The following is a 13,049-nucleotide window of genomic DNA, read 5'->3' as shown; positions in this document are numbered from 1 at the left end:
GAATTCTCTTATCGAGGTGTCCACTTTTTATTCTAGTTCTACTTCTCCCTCTAATTTGACGCCTTGAAGCAATAGTATGATAGATCAGAAGAATTAACAGGAGTTATTCCAATTAAAGTGAGTAAGGTTGGTCACCTCAACAAAATAACAGGAGAATTTCCATGTGACTTCGATCAAACAACTTGGCAATAAAGGGTTTTACTATAAATTAACGAAATAAAATATCGAAGAGAAAACAAGAAGAGAAAACAAGATGATTTCGATAATAGGGGGAGGTAAGGATGAAGAAACGATACCTGTGGATTGTAGCTGTGGTTACTTTTGCTACATTAGGAGTCTGTATTCGTCTTTTTTTCTTTCCTTCGTACGAGTCATTTACAGTAATTCAGCAAAAAGAGCTATCTAGTTCAAAGTATGGTACATATGTGTATCGAGGAATGGCTGACCAAACGATATACGATTCAAAAATCAATCGAAAACTAATAGGTAAAACACAGACAGGCGATCGAATTGTCGAACTTAAAAATGACCCTGCGAATCATTACCTCATCTTGATTTTTAATACGGAAATGCCTTGGTGGGATCTTTATGAGTTAGATACTAAAGAAGATAGCCCTAAATGAAAGAATTCAGTTATTTCAGCAAGATTCCTTAATACATACATTTAAAAAGGGAGCTCATCATGGCAAATATCAGCTTTGGAATCATGTCGGGGTTATTAATTGCAGCTACTTTATTCGGATTGCTGTCCATTGTATATACCAGTTGGAGAAACGGCATCTCACCAATGCCCTCTTCGGCGCCGGTCCGGCGTATCGTAACCTCGGAGATGAAGCGGTTTGGGGAGGTTGGTCCCATTGTTGAAGCGGGTTCGGGTTGGGGTACGCTTGCTTTGCATCTGTCAGGCCATGACTTGAACTGGCGGATCACGGGGATTGAGAACTCGCTCATTCCGTTATGGATTTCCCGCGTATCTGCTCGGCTTAGCTCTTCTGACAATGTTACTTTTTTACGGGGAGATATCTATTCTTATTCCTATGAACAAGCGAGTGTAGTCCTTTGTTATCTCTATCCAGGGGCGATGAAGAGACTAAGTCCGATCTTTCGCAAACAACTAGTTCCGGGGACAAGGATAATTAGTATTTGTTTCGCATTGCCAGAATGGGAACCTGAGGAAGTCATTGTTTGTCGAGATATGTATCGAACCAAGGTTTATATTTATCAGGTCGTGCTATAATATCAATACATGCGGTTGTATAAACACGTATTATATCTAAACTAGGAGTTGAAATTTCATGAGTGAACAATTAAATGAACAAGAGTTAGTTTATTACATTGCTAGTCATACGGATGCCAAACCCGAGAACATTCGGTTGGTACTGAAGCACGAGGCCGCTTTTATTAGCAACGCACATAAGGGCGCAAGTGATGACGTTGATATCGACAGTGATGAACTTGTTGACTATGTGCTTAGTCGATCTGATGTCAAATTAGACGAATTGACCGTAGAAACGATACTGGATCTAGAAATGGATTATTTAATGGAAAAAGGACTTGCTGGATACGTAGATTAGTAGCACAACAATAAGTTTTTAGCCCGTGCCCTTGATTCTGGGGTTGCGGGCTTTTTTTGTATATTCGTAAGGAGTACAAAAGGACCTAAAATAGGCCTGCAAAGGGTACAAATTTGACAATGTTTTGTTGGAACTGAAAAGGATTTGCTGGTTAAGTAGATTATTGTAAAAATTAGTCGGAAAGTTGCATAAATGCTGGAAATATAGTGACTTTTTTAACTACTTTACAATGGTATATTCATCTACTATGAGAAAGACTCAAATAACATAACTCGGGGATAGAACATTATGAATCAGAAAAAATAGATCGGGAGTGAAATCACTATGCGGCGTAGTAGCATTGCTACAAAAATTAGTTTGATCGTGATTGGAATTATGTTGGTATTTGCCGCAGCGATTGCGATTGTTGCCATCGAACAGATGTCAAAGGGGATTAAGACTTTTGCTGAAGAGAAGGCTAAGAGCGATCTGGGACTGGCAGGTCAATTTATCGACAGCAAATATCCAGGGGCTTGGATGATGCAAGAGGGTGATTTGTACAAGGGTAACGTGAAGATGAGTGGGAACTTTGAACTCGTTGATGATATTGGAGAGATGACGGGGGACACGGTCACAATCTTCCAAGGAGACACACGAATTGCTACAAATGTTATGAATGAAGGTGAGAGAGCGGTAGGAACAACTGTCTCTTCAGCAGTGGCTGAAGCTGTGTTGAAGAATGGACAGAAATATTATGGTGAAGCAGTTGTAGTAGGTAATACATATCAAGCGGCTTATGAGCCCATCAAGGATGCGGGCGGCGAAACTATTGGGATATTTTATGTTGGTGCTCCACAAGGTTTGATTAATAACATTATATCGTCATTTATGGTGCGGTTCTTGTGGGTTATTGTTATCTCGATTCTCATTTCGTTTGCTCTGATTGTGTTGTATATAAATAGGATGAAAAAAAGACTCAGCACACTATCCAAGGCAATGGAAAGTGCTGGGGAGGGAGACTTCACTACAGTTGTTCAGGATCTTGGTGGTGATGAGATCGGCAAGCTAGCGCTGAGCTTCAATCGAATGGGTGCCAATCTGCAGGATCTTGTTCAGCATGGATTACATGCTTCCGATAATGTATCAACTACGGCGAGTCAACTTAGACTAATAGCAGAGAAAACGACCGAAGAATCAACTAGAATTGCCACTTCCATTGAGCAGGTAGCTGTAGGAGCAGACAGTCAGACACAGAGCGCGGCGGAGAATGCTAGAGCGGTTGAGGAAATAGCCTATGGCGTGCAGAGTATAGCCGAACATGCTGTCGATGTCTCGGAAGTGATGGCACAGACTCAACAACATGCGCAAGCTGGGGGTCAGTATGTCAAGAAGACAGTGATGCAAATGGCTACTATTGATGGATCTGTTAGAGATACCGAACTCATCATCAGACAACTTGATGAGAAGTCGCGTGAAATTACAGGTATGGTTACGATGATTCAGGGGATTTCACAGCAGACGAGTCTATTAGCTCTGAATGCTTCCATCGAAGCCGCTCGGGCGGGGGAAGAGGGTAGAGGGTTTGCGGTCGTTGCTTCTGAAGTGCGGAAGTTAGCAGAACAATCGCACCAAGCCTCGGAAGTTATCGGAAATCTAATGAGTGAAGTGGACATAGACGTGAAATCCTCGTTAGCGGCGATGGTTGGAGTTATGCAAGAAGTGCAGACCGGACTAGAGCTCACGAGCATGACGGAAGAGAGCTTTGACGGGATCATCCACTCAGGCGCTCAAATGGGAGGGCGGGTTGAGCACCTTGCTGCTACGGCAGAGCAGATGTCCGCAGGTATAGAGCAAATTTCTGCTTCGGTTACGATGATTGCAGAAATTGCTCAAGTTACCAGCTCAAGCTCCCAACAGGTGGTGACGGCAACAGTAAAACAATTAACAGCGATTGAGGAGATGGATTCTTCTTCTATTGCTCTGTCAACGGCGGCGGTTGAATTGCAAACTGCGCTAAGGAAATTTAAGGTATAGACTTGAATTAGACGACATACTCTTCTTGTTTTTCGGCAAACCGGTCGATAAGCGAATCTCTGCTCAAGACAAGTCTCATCGGAATGAGCTTCTCTGCGTGTGGGTCGATTCGCTCTCGACTGCTTGGATGGAATACACTTAGCAATATACGTAAATACGAAGTAGTGAGCGCTCGAAATTTTCCTCCTTCTAGAGGGTGAATCTCAAAACCTAATCCATGGATAATGCCCCTATGAAGCAAAGTAATGCCTTGTAGGGCCTTGACCTGGCTAAGCTGCGGGTCTGTGATTACTTCAGCGCAAATTTCTCGCAATGAGACACGTGCCATTCGAGCAACGGATAGCGCGACTCGGTTGGCTCCCTTGGCCTGTAGCATATGTAATATTTTATGATTATCTAAATGAAGCTCCCCTACCCAATCTCCTGATTGAATGATAGTTCCATCCTCGCATAGAATGTCTTTCCCGTGATATTTCGTCACGAACATTTTACATATACCAAAATGTCCTGAATAACTCGACCTGAGCGAGGTCGACCATTCAAATACACGTTCCCACCCCATCCATACCCCTTGTATGGCACGTTTATAACGCGAAGTAGTCTTCATTAAGTAATCCTCACCTTTAGTAAAAGTATGCCAACTGAGAAGTACTTTCTGTTCATGTGAACATGGCTATGTTTTTCAGTATACAGGAGAAATCATGTAATAAATACCGGCTTTTGTCATATTTGCTGCTAGCCTCTAGTCTAGTGGGCTTACTAGACCTTTAGTTACGGGAAAATACACAGAAGTATTATTTTTCCAAAAAAATACTTATTGTGCGCTATAACTATATAGTAGAATGGATTTATTATTAGGAATGGAAATTGGAGGTATTAAATGAAGGATTTTAGGGAGACTCTATTTTCAATTCAAGAAAGCCAGAACAAGCTTATTAAGGAGTATCAGATCCTTATTGCGGAATATGAATCCCATGATCTCCTCCGTGAGAATGAAGTGATTCGTAAAAAGGTGGAGGAGTACAAGGAACGCATAGCGATGTTACAGACCAAACTTCACCAACTGGAGTCAGAGAATGGCGGACTACGGCAGGCGCTTACGGAACAAATTATCGATGAGAAAATGAATATTATTAAGGTGTCGCGTGAGAAGTTGAATACATACTTTGGAGCAAAGCAAGGCGCTCACATGAACCGGCTAGAGGCAGTGGAGAATAAGGTTAAGAATGACATTCATCATTTGTACAGACGGGCTGAGCTTCATTTGAACGAAGGTAAGGAGCAAGTCAACTCAAAGTTAGCAGCCGTTTCTACCGAGCTGGATCAACGAATATGGCATCACCGTCAGCAACTTCAGGATATGGAGAAGAAAGTTGGGCAGGACAGTTCGAATGCACTGGATCAACTGCAATCGGAGGAAGTCAGCGAGGAAACCATGCAGCGTAGAATCAAGCAGAATCAAATTGAAATGAAGATCGGATTGAACTGGATTAATAAAATCGCAATCTTGCTCATTATTCTTGCGGTAGGCTCAGCCTTCAAGTTCTCATATTCCGAATGGTTCAACGGTTATATGAAGGGTAGCACCTTCTTCCTATTGGGTGCGCTGATGCTTGCAGGTGGAGAATGGCTATTCCGCAAGGGCAAAGAAACTTTCGCCTTAGGTTTGCTAGGTGGTGGGATATCCGTATTGTATGGATCGATTTTCTACAGCTATTTCTTGTTAGAGATTATTGGTATCTATACGGGCTTAGGTCTATCTGTGCTGGTGACATTAACGGGCGTGCTGTTATCGCTAAGATATCAGTCGCGAACCATTTGTTCATTGGCTTTGGTTGGCGGTTACATTCCGTTATTCTCCTATATGCAGGCGTTTGGTCTTCATGGGAATGCCGTGTACATCGCTATGGTCTATTTACTTCTATTGAATGGCTTCATCTTATTGATTTCATTAAGAAAACGCTGGGTTATCGTCAATTACATCAGTTTTCTATTTAATGTACCTTCCATGTTGGCGTTAGTGTGGCGGGGGGATAGTGAATCTATAAGCATGGTATATGCTGTGATTACATTCCTAATGTATCTTGGAATCACGTTATGGTATCCATTCAAATACCGTTCCAAGTTATCCTGGTGGGATTTCTCGCTACTGGCCCTCAATACGATGTTCAGCTGTGGAACGCTGTATGCATTGTTGGCTGACGCAGGATTAAGTGATTTCAAGGGTTTATTAGCCCTGATCTTCTGTCTGATTTATATGGGGCTAGGGCGACTTGCGCTTAAGTATTTGGAGCAAGAGAAGGAGACGAGGTTATTATTCTATGGGACCTCGCTTACGTTCGCACTACTCATGATTCCGTTCCAGTTTGGTATTCAATGGGTGGCCCTGGGATGGTTAATTGAAGGCATTATATTGACGGTATTCGGTAATAGAAATTCCTTGAAGCAGCTGGAGCGAGTGGGTTGGGGGATTATCGGACTTTGTCTGGGAGCCTTTATCCTTATTGATCTAAGTAGTTATCTACTCTTGGATAGGGGAGCCTTCAATTTAAAATACAGCTCTATCTCCATTGGTATGCTAATCATTACGTTATATTATGCGATTCGTCATCAGGACAAGGAAGCGTTCCTGAATAAGAAGCCATTCGAGAATACAATCATCAACGTATTTAAATATGTGACACTCGCCAACGTATGGTTCTATCTATTGTTTGAGATGGGGCGGGTTTATCAAACGTTGGTCCCGAGAGATTTCGCTCAATATGGTTTTTACAGGACACTACTCATCGCATTCATCACGATGATGCTTGCTTATTCGTTGACAAAGGTTAGCGTGCTGTATGATCGACTGGTCAAATACTATTGTCTGTTTCTCAATGTAGTGGGCTACTTCTTCTGTCTTTGCGTTACTTTATTCATACCAACACTGCACTCGAACTACAGTCAAAATTCAGTAGCTGATTATCTGGCATTGGTTGTATTGATTGGAATTAACGTATTTGTATTCATTAGTGGGCGGGATTTGGTCATTGCGTTAATTCGTAGGGAGTTTAAGAGTATAGAACTGTATCCCACTATTTTAGGAATTTATCTGCTGGCTATTCTTACCGTATTTTTGAGTATCCAATTACGACTTGGTGATATCGCATTAGTATTTAGCATGGCATATTTATTACTGTCCATCGCCTATATCATGTATGGCTTCCGCAACAGATACGTGTATATAAGGCGTATAGGGCTAGGGTTGACGTTATTTTCCACGGGGAAATTGCTGTTGTATGATCTTAGCTTTTTAACCACAGGTGGCAAGATGATTGCCTATTTCTGCTTCGGACTGGTGCTACTTGGTATATCCTATCTCTATCAGAGAGTATCAAGCAGATTGGGGGAGACTCATGAGGATACGGGAGTGGATTCGCAAGGGTAGCCTGTTAGCTGGCGCCGGTGCGATCTTGGTAGGATGTCTGTTCTTCAATGTAGGCGGGGGGATGAACGTAGGGGCTGCTGAACAAGATGGGGCACAGAACTTTCGTTTCTCCAAACCGCTAGATTTCAAGGATGCCAGCGGCCTATACCGGGCCGTGTTTCTAGATGAGCAAGTGTATGCGGGAGCTTCGCAAGATTTAAATGATCTTCGGATCGTGAACGAGCAGGGGCAGTTTGTGCCTTATTATATTGATAACGGATATAGCGAGTCTGCGGAAGATCGTGTAACATATACGACCGAATTACTGGGTGAAGTCAAGAAGGAGAAAGATGACTCGGTATTTGATTTCGAAGTTACCCCGTTAGGGAAGAACGTAGATATCCGGGGGAATAGCCTAAAGGTATCACTGCCGAATGAGAATTTCTTGAAGCATGTAGAAGTTTACGGGAGTTATGACAGTATAGGCTGGGAACGGTTGAAGATGGATGATCTTTATCGGATCGACTCGCTGACGAAGGACACCATTGAGCTGGATGATAAGTATTCATTTCGTTATTACCGTTTGAAAGTGCTGAATAATGTAGAGGGTTTATCGTTCCCACAAATGCAATTGAGTAACGTTATTTCTGATCTACAGTGGCGGGACTTTCAGAGGAGTGGAACGCCAAAGTATGAAATGAAACAGGAAGATGGGTTTACGGATATTATCATTCAGAATCCAAATCATTTAAGGATCAAACGAGTACAACTTACGGCCGCTGGGAACTTTACACGCACATATGAACTTATGGATTCAGAAGGAAAGACCATTGAAGCAGAAAACATACCAGAACTGTTCAGTATGGACTTCAAAGACGTAAGAATTGCCGACACCACAATAACTGCAATTTTCCCAACTACTACGCCTGCATTCACAATTAGAATTAACAATCAGGATGATCCACCTTTGGACATATCAGATATTTCAATTGAATATAAGCTTAATAAGTTGGTATTTGAGGATAAGGGAACTGGACCATACCGATTGTTATATGGAAACGGCACTGTAGTTAAGCCACAGTATGATATCGTGAAGTTTCGAAGTCATATTGAGCAAGAGGATATGGTAATAGGAACATTGGGAGAAGAAACGACTTTATCCGTGGTAACAGATGATAACATACCTGCACGGGAAGGGTTCGCAACGAAACCGTGGTTTAGCGGAGTGATTATTGTGATCTCAGTGGTGTTGATCGGATTACTTGCCCAAAAGCTTAGGAAAACATCCTAAGAGAAGTAAGCAGATGAAGCTTTAATTAGAAGAGACATCCCATTAGTATAACGGGATGTCTTCTTTATGTGAGTTGGCCTGATTATACACCACTTGGAGCCGGTAGACGTAAGCCGGGGATCAGAAACGGCGTCATTCTCACGGTAGGCATAAGTCCCAGTAGACCTGCCATGAGCGGGGCGATGGCCAGTTGGGGGATAGGTTCATCATATACACCAGGAGTAAAGGGACGTCCGATTCCATATAATGCAACCTCACGTTCTTCCGGTGTTGTTCCACCATGTTGGCCCGATACGGTCATACCGTGATCTGCTGTGATGAGTATAGTGTATCCGGCTGCAATCCACTGAGGTACGGCCAACGCCAGAATACTGTCTGCGATACGGACAGAGCCTTCGTACTCTTTACTCCCACCACCAAAGCGATGCCCGGCATCGTCAATGTTCATCGAGTGTACATATAGAAAGTCTGGATTGTAGGCCTGCCTCAGGAATTCAGCATCGGCAAACAAGTGGGAGTCAGGATACTGATCCTCGAAATAGAATGATCCATGCATAATGGGGAGCTGCTCATCATGTTGATGGCGATCCCGTAGTGGATTGAACGGCGCCTTGTTATATAGCTCGCTCACCCAATGGTACGCAGCTGCTGCAGTGGTTAAACCCGCATTTTTTGCCAAATGAAACAAACTTTCCTCTCCACTAAGTCTTACAACCTGGTTGGTGGTTATTCCGTTCATATAAGCGGGTGTCCCTGTAAGTAATACTTCATATAGGGGACGTGACAAACTAGGAAGCTCCGAGATCACTTTGTAGCGAGCCGCCTGCCCCTTTTCCACCATATGTTCTATATAACCAAGCCACTGTGTAGCCCCTTGATAGCGGAGGCCGTCAAGAACAACAGTAATCAGACGGGGCCCGAGTCCTACAGATTCCCCCAGCATTTTACCATGTACACGTTGTTGCACCATTATATTATCTCCCTTCGATAAGAATTAGGTCTGAATCCAAGCCATCTGATAGTCGTTCAGTAGGGGAAGCCAGGGCTCTGGAGGAGAGGTGTCACTAACGATGGTATTTACGGCCTCCAGGGGAATGATCTGTACAAAAGCATCCTTGCCAAGCTTACTATGATCTGCGAGTACAATGACTTCATTTGCCGATTGAGCAAATAGCTTAGACATGCGACATTCATGGATATCATAGTCGCTGATTCCCCGTTCGGTGGTTATCCCACCTGCGGAGAGGAATGCCTTATCGACATTGAACTGCTTCATCATCTCTTCTCCAATGACACCCGAGAGTGATTGCTGCTGAGGATTTAATTCGCCGCCGATAATAATAACCGTACCTGTAAAACGCCCCATATTAAGTGACTCCATCAGACAAAAGGACACGGCGAGTGAATTCGTTAGTATCGTTAGGCGCTGACGACCTTGAATTGCCTTGGCGAATTCTAGTAAGGTGGTACCGACATCAATAGCGATCGTATCGCCGGATTTCACTAACTCGGCCGCAGCCTCCCCGATCCGCTGGTTATCTTCTTTATATATGGCTTGACGTTGGAGATACGGTGGCTCGTAGTTGCTAAATTTCTGGGGGATAGCTCCGCCATACACCCGATTTAGCAGTCCGTCATTTTCTAATTGCTTGAGGTCACGACGGACCGTTTCCTCCGAGACACCGAGCCGCTCCGCGAGCGTCAGTACTTTCACTTGCCCAGCACTTCTTAACTGTTCCAGAATGATCAACTTACGTTCTTCTGCCAGAATGGACAATAATTAGGCACCATCCTTCTCCAGAGGGATACATTGCGAAGTATAGACACATAACGTAACCTCTGATTGCTCACTCGGGCGGTAAGTACCTTGACCAGCCAGAATATCTACGGATAATAGAACACCTTCCGATTCCACACTATACCGAAGAATGTTACCAAGCATAGTCATAGAGACTACTTTGCCTGTCCAGTACAGTGGAATATCACCACCAGAAAAGGGTGGGGTGGCATAACCTGAGAGGGTAGTGGCAGCGATAAATTCTTGGGAACCATTCCAAGTAGATGGCATACCTTCCCCCGGCAACAGGATAATAGATTCAGGCCGGATGGCATAGCTAATATCAGGAACTTTGGCTAGGCCTGCTAGCCGTGCTGCTTGTTCAGGTTCCAGCACGTTATAGTTACCTATGAACCGTGCAACAAATTCTGTACGTGGAGCTGAATAAATCTGCTCAGGGCTGCCCTCTTGAACAATAACTCCATTTCGCATGACACAGATCCGATCCGAGATCATCAGCGCTTCCTCTTGATCATGGGTAACGAAGATCATCGTCATCATCAGTCGTTTCTGTAATTGGCGGATCTCCATGCGTAAATTCTTGCGAATTTTGGCATCAAGTGCACTAAGCGGTTCGTCCAGTAGCATCAGTTTAGGTTGCATAGCAAGCGATCTCGCCAGGGCTACCCGTTGTTGTTGTCCGCCTGAAAGTTCATGAGGATAGGCGTGATGTTTCTCCGATAGATCGACTAACTCTAGTAGCTCATTCACGCTTTTCGTTCGCTGTTCTTTTTTGATTCCTTTCATCTTCAAGCCGTAGCCGATATTCTCACTTACGCTGAGATTGGGGAACAGCCCATACGATTGAAACACCATGCCTACTTCGCGGTCGCGAGGAGCCAGGGAGGTGAGTTCGCGTTCTTCCAGTACAACAGAACCCGCTTCAATCTCGGTTAACCCGGATATACAGCGAAGCAGAGTGCTTTTACCACAGCCAGAAGGGCCAAGTAGGGTAATCATTTCCCCCTTAACTGCACTCAGGTGTATATTGTCTAACACGGTATTACCACCAAACCTTTTCGTAATGCCTGCAAGTTGTAAGTAGCTCATAGGCGGAGTCCCCCTTTCATGAAGTTGCCCATTTTCGTTAAGCCAATGGAAACGAGTAGAATAAATGAGAAATATAATATGGCGATGGTGCTAGCCAAATGTCCACTTTCCGATAGGCGATTATATAAATAGATCTGAACCGTCTCAATTTGCCCACCGACCAACATATTAGTGAGCACAAATTCACCGAAGAGCACGGAGAAGGATAACAAGATCGAGACCGTGATACCGGGCAGAATATTGGGGAGAATCACAGTACGGAAAGCGGTTATTTTACTCACACCTAGCATTTCTGCTGCATCTAGCAGTGCGGGGGCATCTACGGTCAACATGCTGTTACGCAGTCCTTGATACATGTAGGGTAGAATAGCCACAAAATATGCGCCAATGAGGATATAGGGTGTACCGGAAATAGCGATTGGACCGCTAGAGTAAGTACGAATGAGACCAACCGCAGCAACAATGCCAGGAACGGCATAGGGGAGGATCACCATACTTTTGAAAAGAAACTCCCAGCGTGGGAAATAAACGGTGACGATAAAGACGGTAGGTAGCATGATAATTAGACTGAGTAGCACGCTAATGCCACACAGATAGAAGGAGTTCCATAACGATTCTAGGAACCTAGCGTCGAGTGACATCTGCCGGAACCAGTCGAGCGTCCAAGTTTCAGGTAGTATAGTATGATCCCATTTACCAGCAAAAGCGTATAGCGCTGTTGCGATTAACGGGAGTAGCAAATAGAGTAGCAGGAAACTAATGAGTATCCGGTGATATCCCATTTTACGAGTCATGCTGATTCCCTCCCTGTTAGGGATTTCTGGTCTGTAGAGACTTTCTTTCTGGTTTGAAAAAGTCTAGTGCGCGGGGACTGGGGTGACTCCGAAGGTCCAGATGTAAAAGCTGCGACTTTGCGCGTCATCATACTGTTGATCCATACGGCTGCGATGGAGGTTGCCGCTAGAAGTACAGCCAGCGCCGAACCGAGCTGTGGACGAGTGACGACATCACCCGTGACAAGTGAGCTGATTCGCACAGCCAACAGGTTGTAGTTACTTCCTACGAGGGCATAGGCGGTAGCGTATGCTCCCATCGCATTGGCAAAGAGGATGCCAAGCGTACCCAGTAGTGCGGGAGCGATACAAGGCAGACCAATTGTAATCCAGAACTTGACGGGGGAGGCCCCGAGTAAATAAGACGCTTCACGCCACTGCTCACGGATGCCATAGAAGGAAGGGTAGACGAGCAGAATCGCCAGTGGGATCTGGAAATATACATAGACCAGTGTCAATCCCGTCCAACTATATAAATTAAATCCGGCAAAGATATCCCAGCCCCATTCATGGAACAGTAGGGTGAAGATCCCGTTGTTTCCAAGCAGAATGATGTAAGCGAAGGCAAGTGGAATTCCTGCGAAATTGGAAGTCATGTTGGACATCAACAGGATACGGTTTCGAACCGCAGGGGAGAAGAGTGTAATAGAATAGGCGGCTAATGCGCCGATTATAATGCCAGCAAGACTGGAGAACAAGGCAATGAGTACACTGTTCTGGATCGCTTTGAAATAAAAAGCGTTGGTTAGGGCGGTAACATATTGATCTAAGCTAAAGCCATCTCCGCTATCGTTCATAAAGCTCCCCGTTAGCATCGAAAATACGGGAACAAGCAGGAATCCTATAATTAACAAGGCAAACGGCAAGAGGCCAAGCAGGATCAAAGCGCGTCTGCCACGTTTCTTTTTCATTACGAATCACCACATTTCTGGAATAGTGGACCAACAGCTTATTTTTATTCGCAAAATAGCAGAGGCACCCCCTTACGAAGGCGCCACTGCGGACCCGGCTAGCCCGGGCTTACTTGTATCTTGAAGAGGTCAAT

12 protein-coding genes are annotated in these 13,049 nt (G+C 44.4%); 6 read left to right on the top strand and 6 right to left on the bottom strand.

All coding sequences use genetic code 11. The features are described 5' to 3' along the window. The first annotated feature begins 281 nt into the window (after positions 1-281). From EJP82_RS19370 to EJP82_RS19355, 4 genes are all read left to right on the top strand, one after another. Entirely contained in the window at positions 282-623 is a 342-nt protein-coding gene (locus EJP82_RS19370; protein WP_127193718.1) for a hypothetical protein, read from the top strand. Positions 624-682: 59 nt separating this feature from the next. Beyond that, on the top strand, positions 683-1,237 hold the full coding sequence (locus EJP82_RS19365) for a class I SAM-dependent methyltransferase (RefSeq protein WP_246054291.1): 555 nt from the start codon (positions 683-685) through the stop codon (positions 1,235-1,237). Between the two features lie 58 nt (positions 1,238-1,295). Then, the gene (locus tag EJP82_RS19360; protein ID WP_127193717.1) at positions 1,296-1,574 is read left to right on the top strand and encodes a hypothetical protein; all 279 of its coding nucleotides are present in this window, start codon (positions 1,296-1,298) and stop codon (positions 1,572-1,574) included. A gap of 324 nt (positions 1,575-1,898) precedes the next feature. Next, positions 1,899-3,587 carry a methyl-accepting chemotaxis protein gene (locus EJP82_RS19355; RefSeq protein WP_127193716.1) on the top strand — a complete coding sequence of 563 codons (1,689 nt, stop codon included), beginning with the start codon at positions 1,899-1,901 and terminating at the stop codon, positions 3,585-3,587. Between the two features lie 7 nt (positions 3,588-3,594). On the opposite strand, the gene EJP82_RS19350 is transcribed toward EJP82_RS19355, so the two are convergent. Beyond that, positions 3,595-4,194, bottom strand: a complete 600-nt coding sequence (locus EJP82_RS19350; protein ID WP_127193715.1) for a YkoP family protein — start codon at positions 4,192-4,194, stop codon at positions 3,595-3,597. 273 nt (positions 4,195-4,467) lie between these two features. Between EJP82_RS19350 and EJP82_RS19345 the strand changes: the two genes are divergently transcribed. Further along, a complete protein-coding gene (locus EJP82_RS19345; protein ID WP_127193714.1) occupies positions 4,468-7,014 on the top strand; it encodes a DUF2339 domain-containing protein in 2,547 nt (848 codons plus the stop codon). Next, a complete protein-coding gene (locus tag EJP82_RS19340; protein WP_127193713.1) occupies positions 6,983-8,284 on the top strand; it encodes a DUF3999 family protein in 1,302 nt (433 codons plus the stop codon). The genes EJP82_RS19345 and EJP82_RS19340 overlap by 32 nt, the downstream gene beginning before the upstream one ends. A gap of 82 nt (positions 8,285-8,366) precedes the next feature. On the opposite strand, the gene EJP82_RS19335 is transcribed toward EJP82_RS19340, so the two are convergent. From EJP82_RS19335 to EJP82_RS19315, 5 genes are read right to left on the bottom strand one after another with little or no spacing between them, the layout of a single operon-like run. Further along, positions 8,367-9,254 carry an alkaline phosphatase family protein gene (locus tag EJP82_RS19335; RefSeq protein ID WP_246054289.1) on the bottom strand — a complete coding sequence of 296 codons (888 nt, stop codon included), beginning with the start codon at positions 9,252-9,254 and terminating at the stop codon, positions 8,367-8,369. 24 nt (positions 9,255-9,278) lie between these two features. Beyond that, positions 9,279-10,061, bottom strand: a complete 783-nt coding sequence (locus EJP82_RS19330; protein WP_127193712.1) for a DeoR/GlpR family DNA-binding transcription regulator — start codon at positions 10,059-10,061, stop codon at positions 9,279-9,281. Positions 10,062-10,064: 3 nt separating this feature from the next. Further along, positions 10,065-11,171, bottom strand: a complete 1,107-nt coding sequence (locus EJP82_RS19325; RefSeq protein ID WP_127193711.1) for an ABC transporter ATP-binding protein — start codon at positions 11,169-11,171, stop codon at positions 10,065-10,067. Continuing rightward, positions 11,168-11,965, bottom strand: coding sequence for an ABC transporter permease (locus EJP82_RS19320; RefSeq protein WP_127193710.1), 798 nt, complete (start codon positions 11,963-11,965; stop codon positions 11,168-11,170). Before EJP82_RS19320 ends, EJP82_RS19325 begins: the two co-directional genes overlap by 4 nt. Then, positions 11,962-12,915, bottom strand: a complete 954-nt coding sequence (locus EJP82_RS19315) for an ABC transporter permease (protein WP_127193709.1) — start codon at positions 12,913-12,915, stop codon at positions 11,962-11,964. The genes EJP82_RS19320 and EJP82_RS19315 overlap by 4 nt, the downstream gene beginning before the upstream one ends. Positions 12,916-13,049 lie beyond the last annotated feature (134 nt).

This window comes from Paenibacillus anaericanus (assembly GCF_003994475.1).
GTDB classification, from domain to species: Bacteria; Bacillota; Bacilli; order Paenibacillales; family Paenibacillaceae; genus Fontibacillus; species Fontibacillus anaericanus.
The sequence above is the reverse complement of the archived record's forward strand: the minus strand, read 5'-3'. Positions and strand labels throughout refer to the sequence as shown.

Coding starts and splice junctions, on each gene's coding strand:
- EJP82_RS19345 (WP_127193714.1), top strand. CDS start 4,468: ATGAAGGATTTTAGGGAGACTCTATTTTCAATTCAAGAAAGCCAGAAC.
- EJP82_RS19370 (WP_127193718.1), top strand. CDS start 282: ATGAAGAAACGATACCTGTGGATTGTAGCTGTGGTTACTTTTGCTACA.
- EJP82_RS19320 (WP_127193710.1), bottom strand. CDS start 11,965: ATGACTCGTAAAATGGGATATCACCGGATACTCATTAGTTTCCTGCTA.
- EJP82_RS19315 (WP_127193709.1), bottom strand. CDS start 12,915: ATGAAAAAGAAACGTGGCAGACGCGCTTTGATCCTGCTTGGCCTCTTG.
- EJP82_RS19340 (WP_127193713.1), top strand. CDS start 6,983: ATGAGGATACGGGAGTGGATTCGCAAGGGTAGCCTGTTAGCTGGCGCC.
- EJP82_RS19365 (WP_246054291.1), top strand. CDS start 683: ATGGCAAATATCAGCTTTGGAATCATGTCGGGGTTATTAATTGCAGCT.
- EJP82_RS19350 (WP_127193715.1), bottom strand. CDS start 4,194: ATGAAGACTACTTCGCGTTATAAACGTGCCATACAAGGGGTATGGATG.
- EJP82_RS19355 (WP_127193716.1), top strand. CDS start 1,899: ATGCGGCGTAGTAGCATTGCTACAAAAATTAGTTTGATCGTGATTGGA.
- EJP82_RS19335 (WP_246054289.1), bottom strand. CDS start 9,254: ATGGTGCAACAACGTGTACATGGTAAAATGCTGGGGGAATCTGTAGGA.
- EJP82_RS19325 (WP_127193711.1), bottom strand. CDS start 11,171: ATGAGCTACTTACAACTTGCAGGCATTACGAAAAGGTTTGGTGGTAAT.
- EJP82_RS19360 (WP_127193717.1), top strand. CDS start 1,296: ATGAGTGAACAATTAAATGAACAAGAGTTAGTTTATTACATTGCTAGT.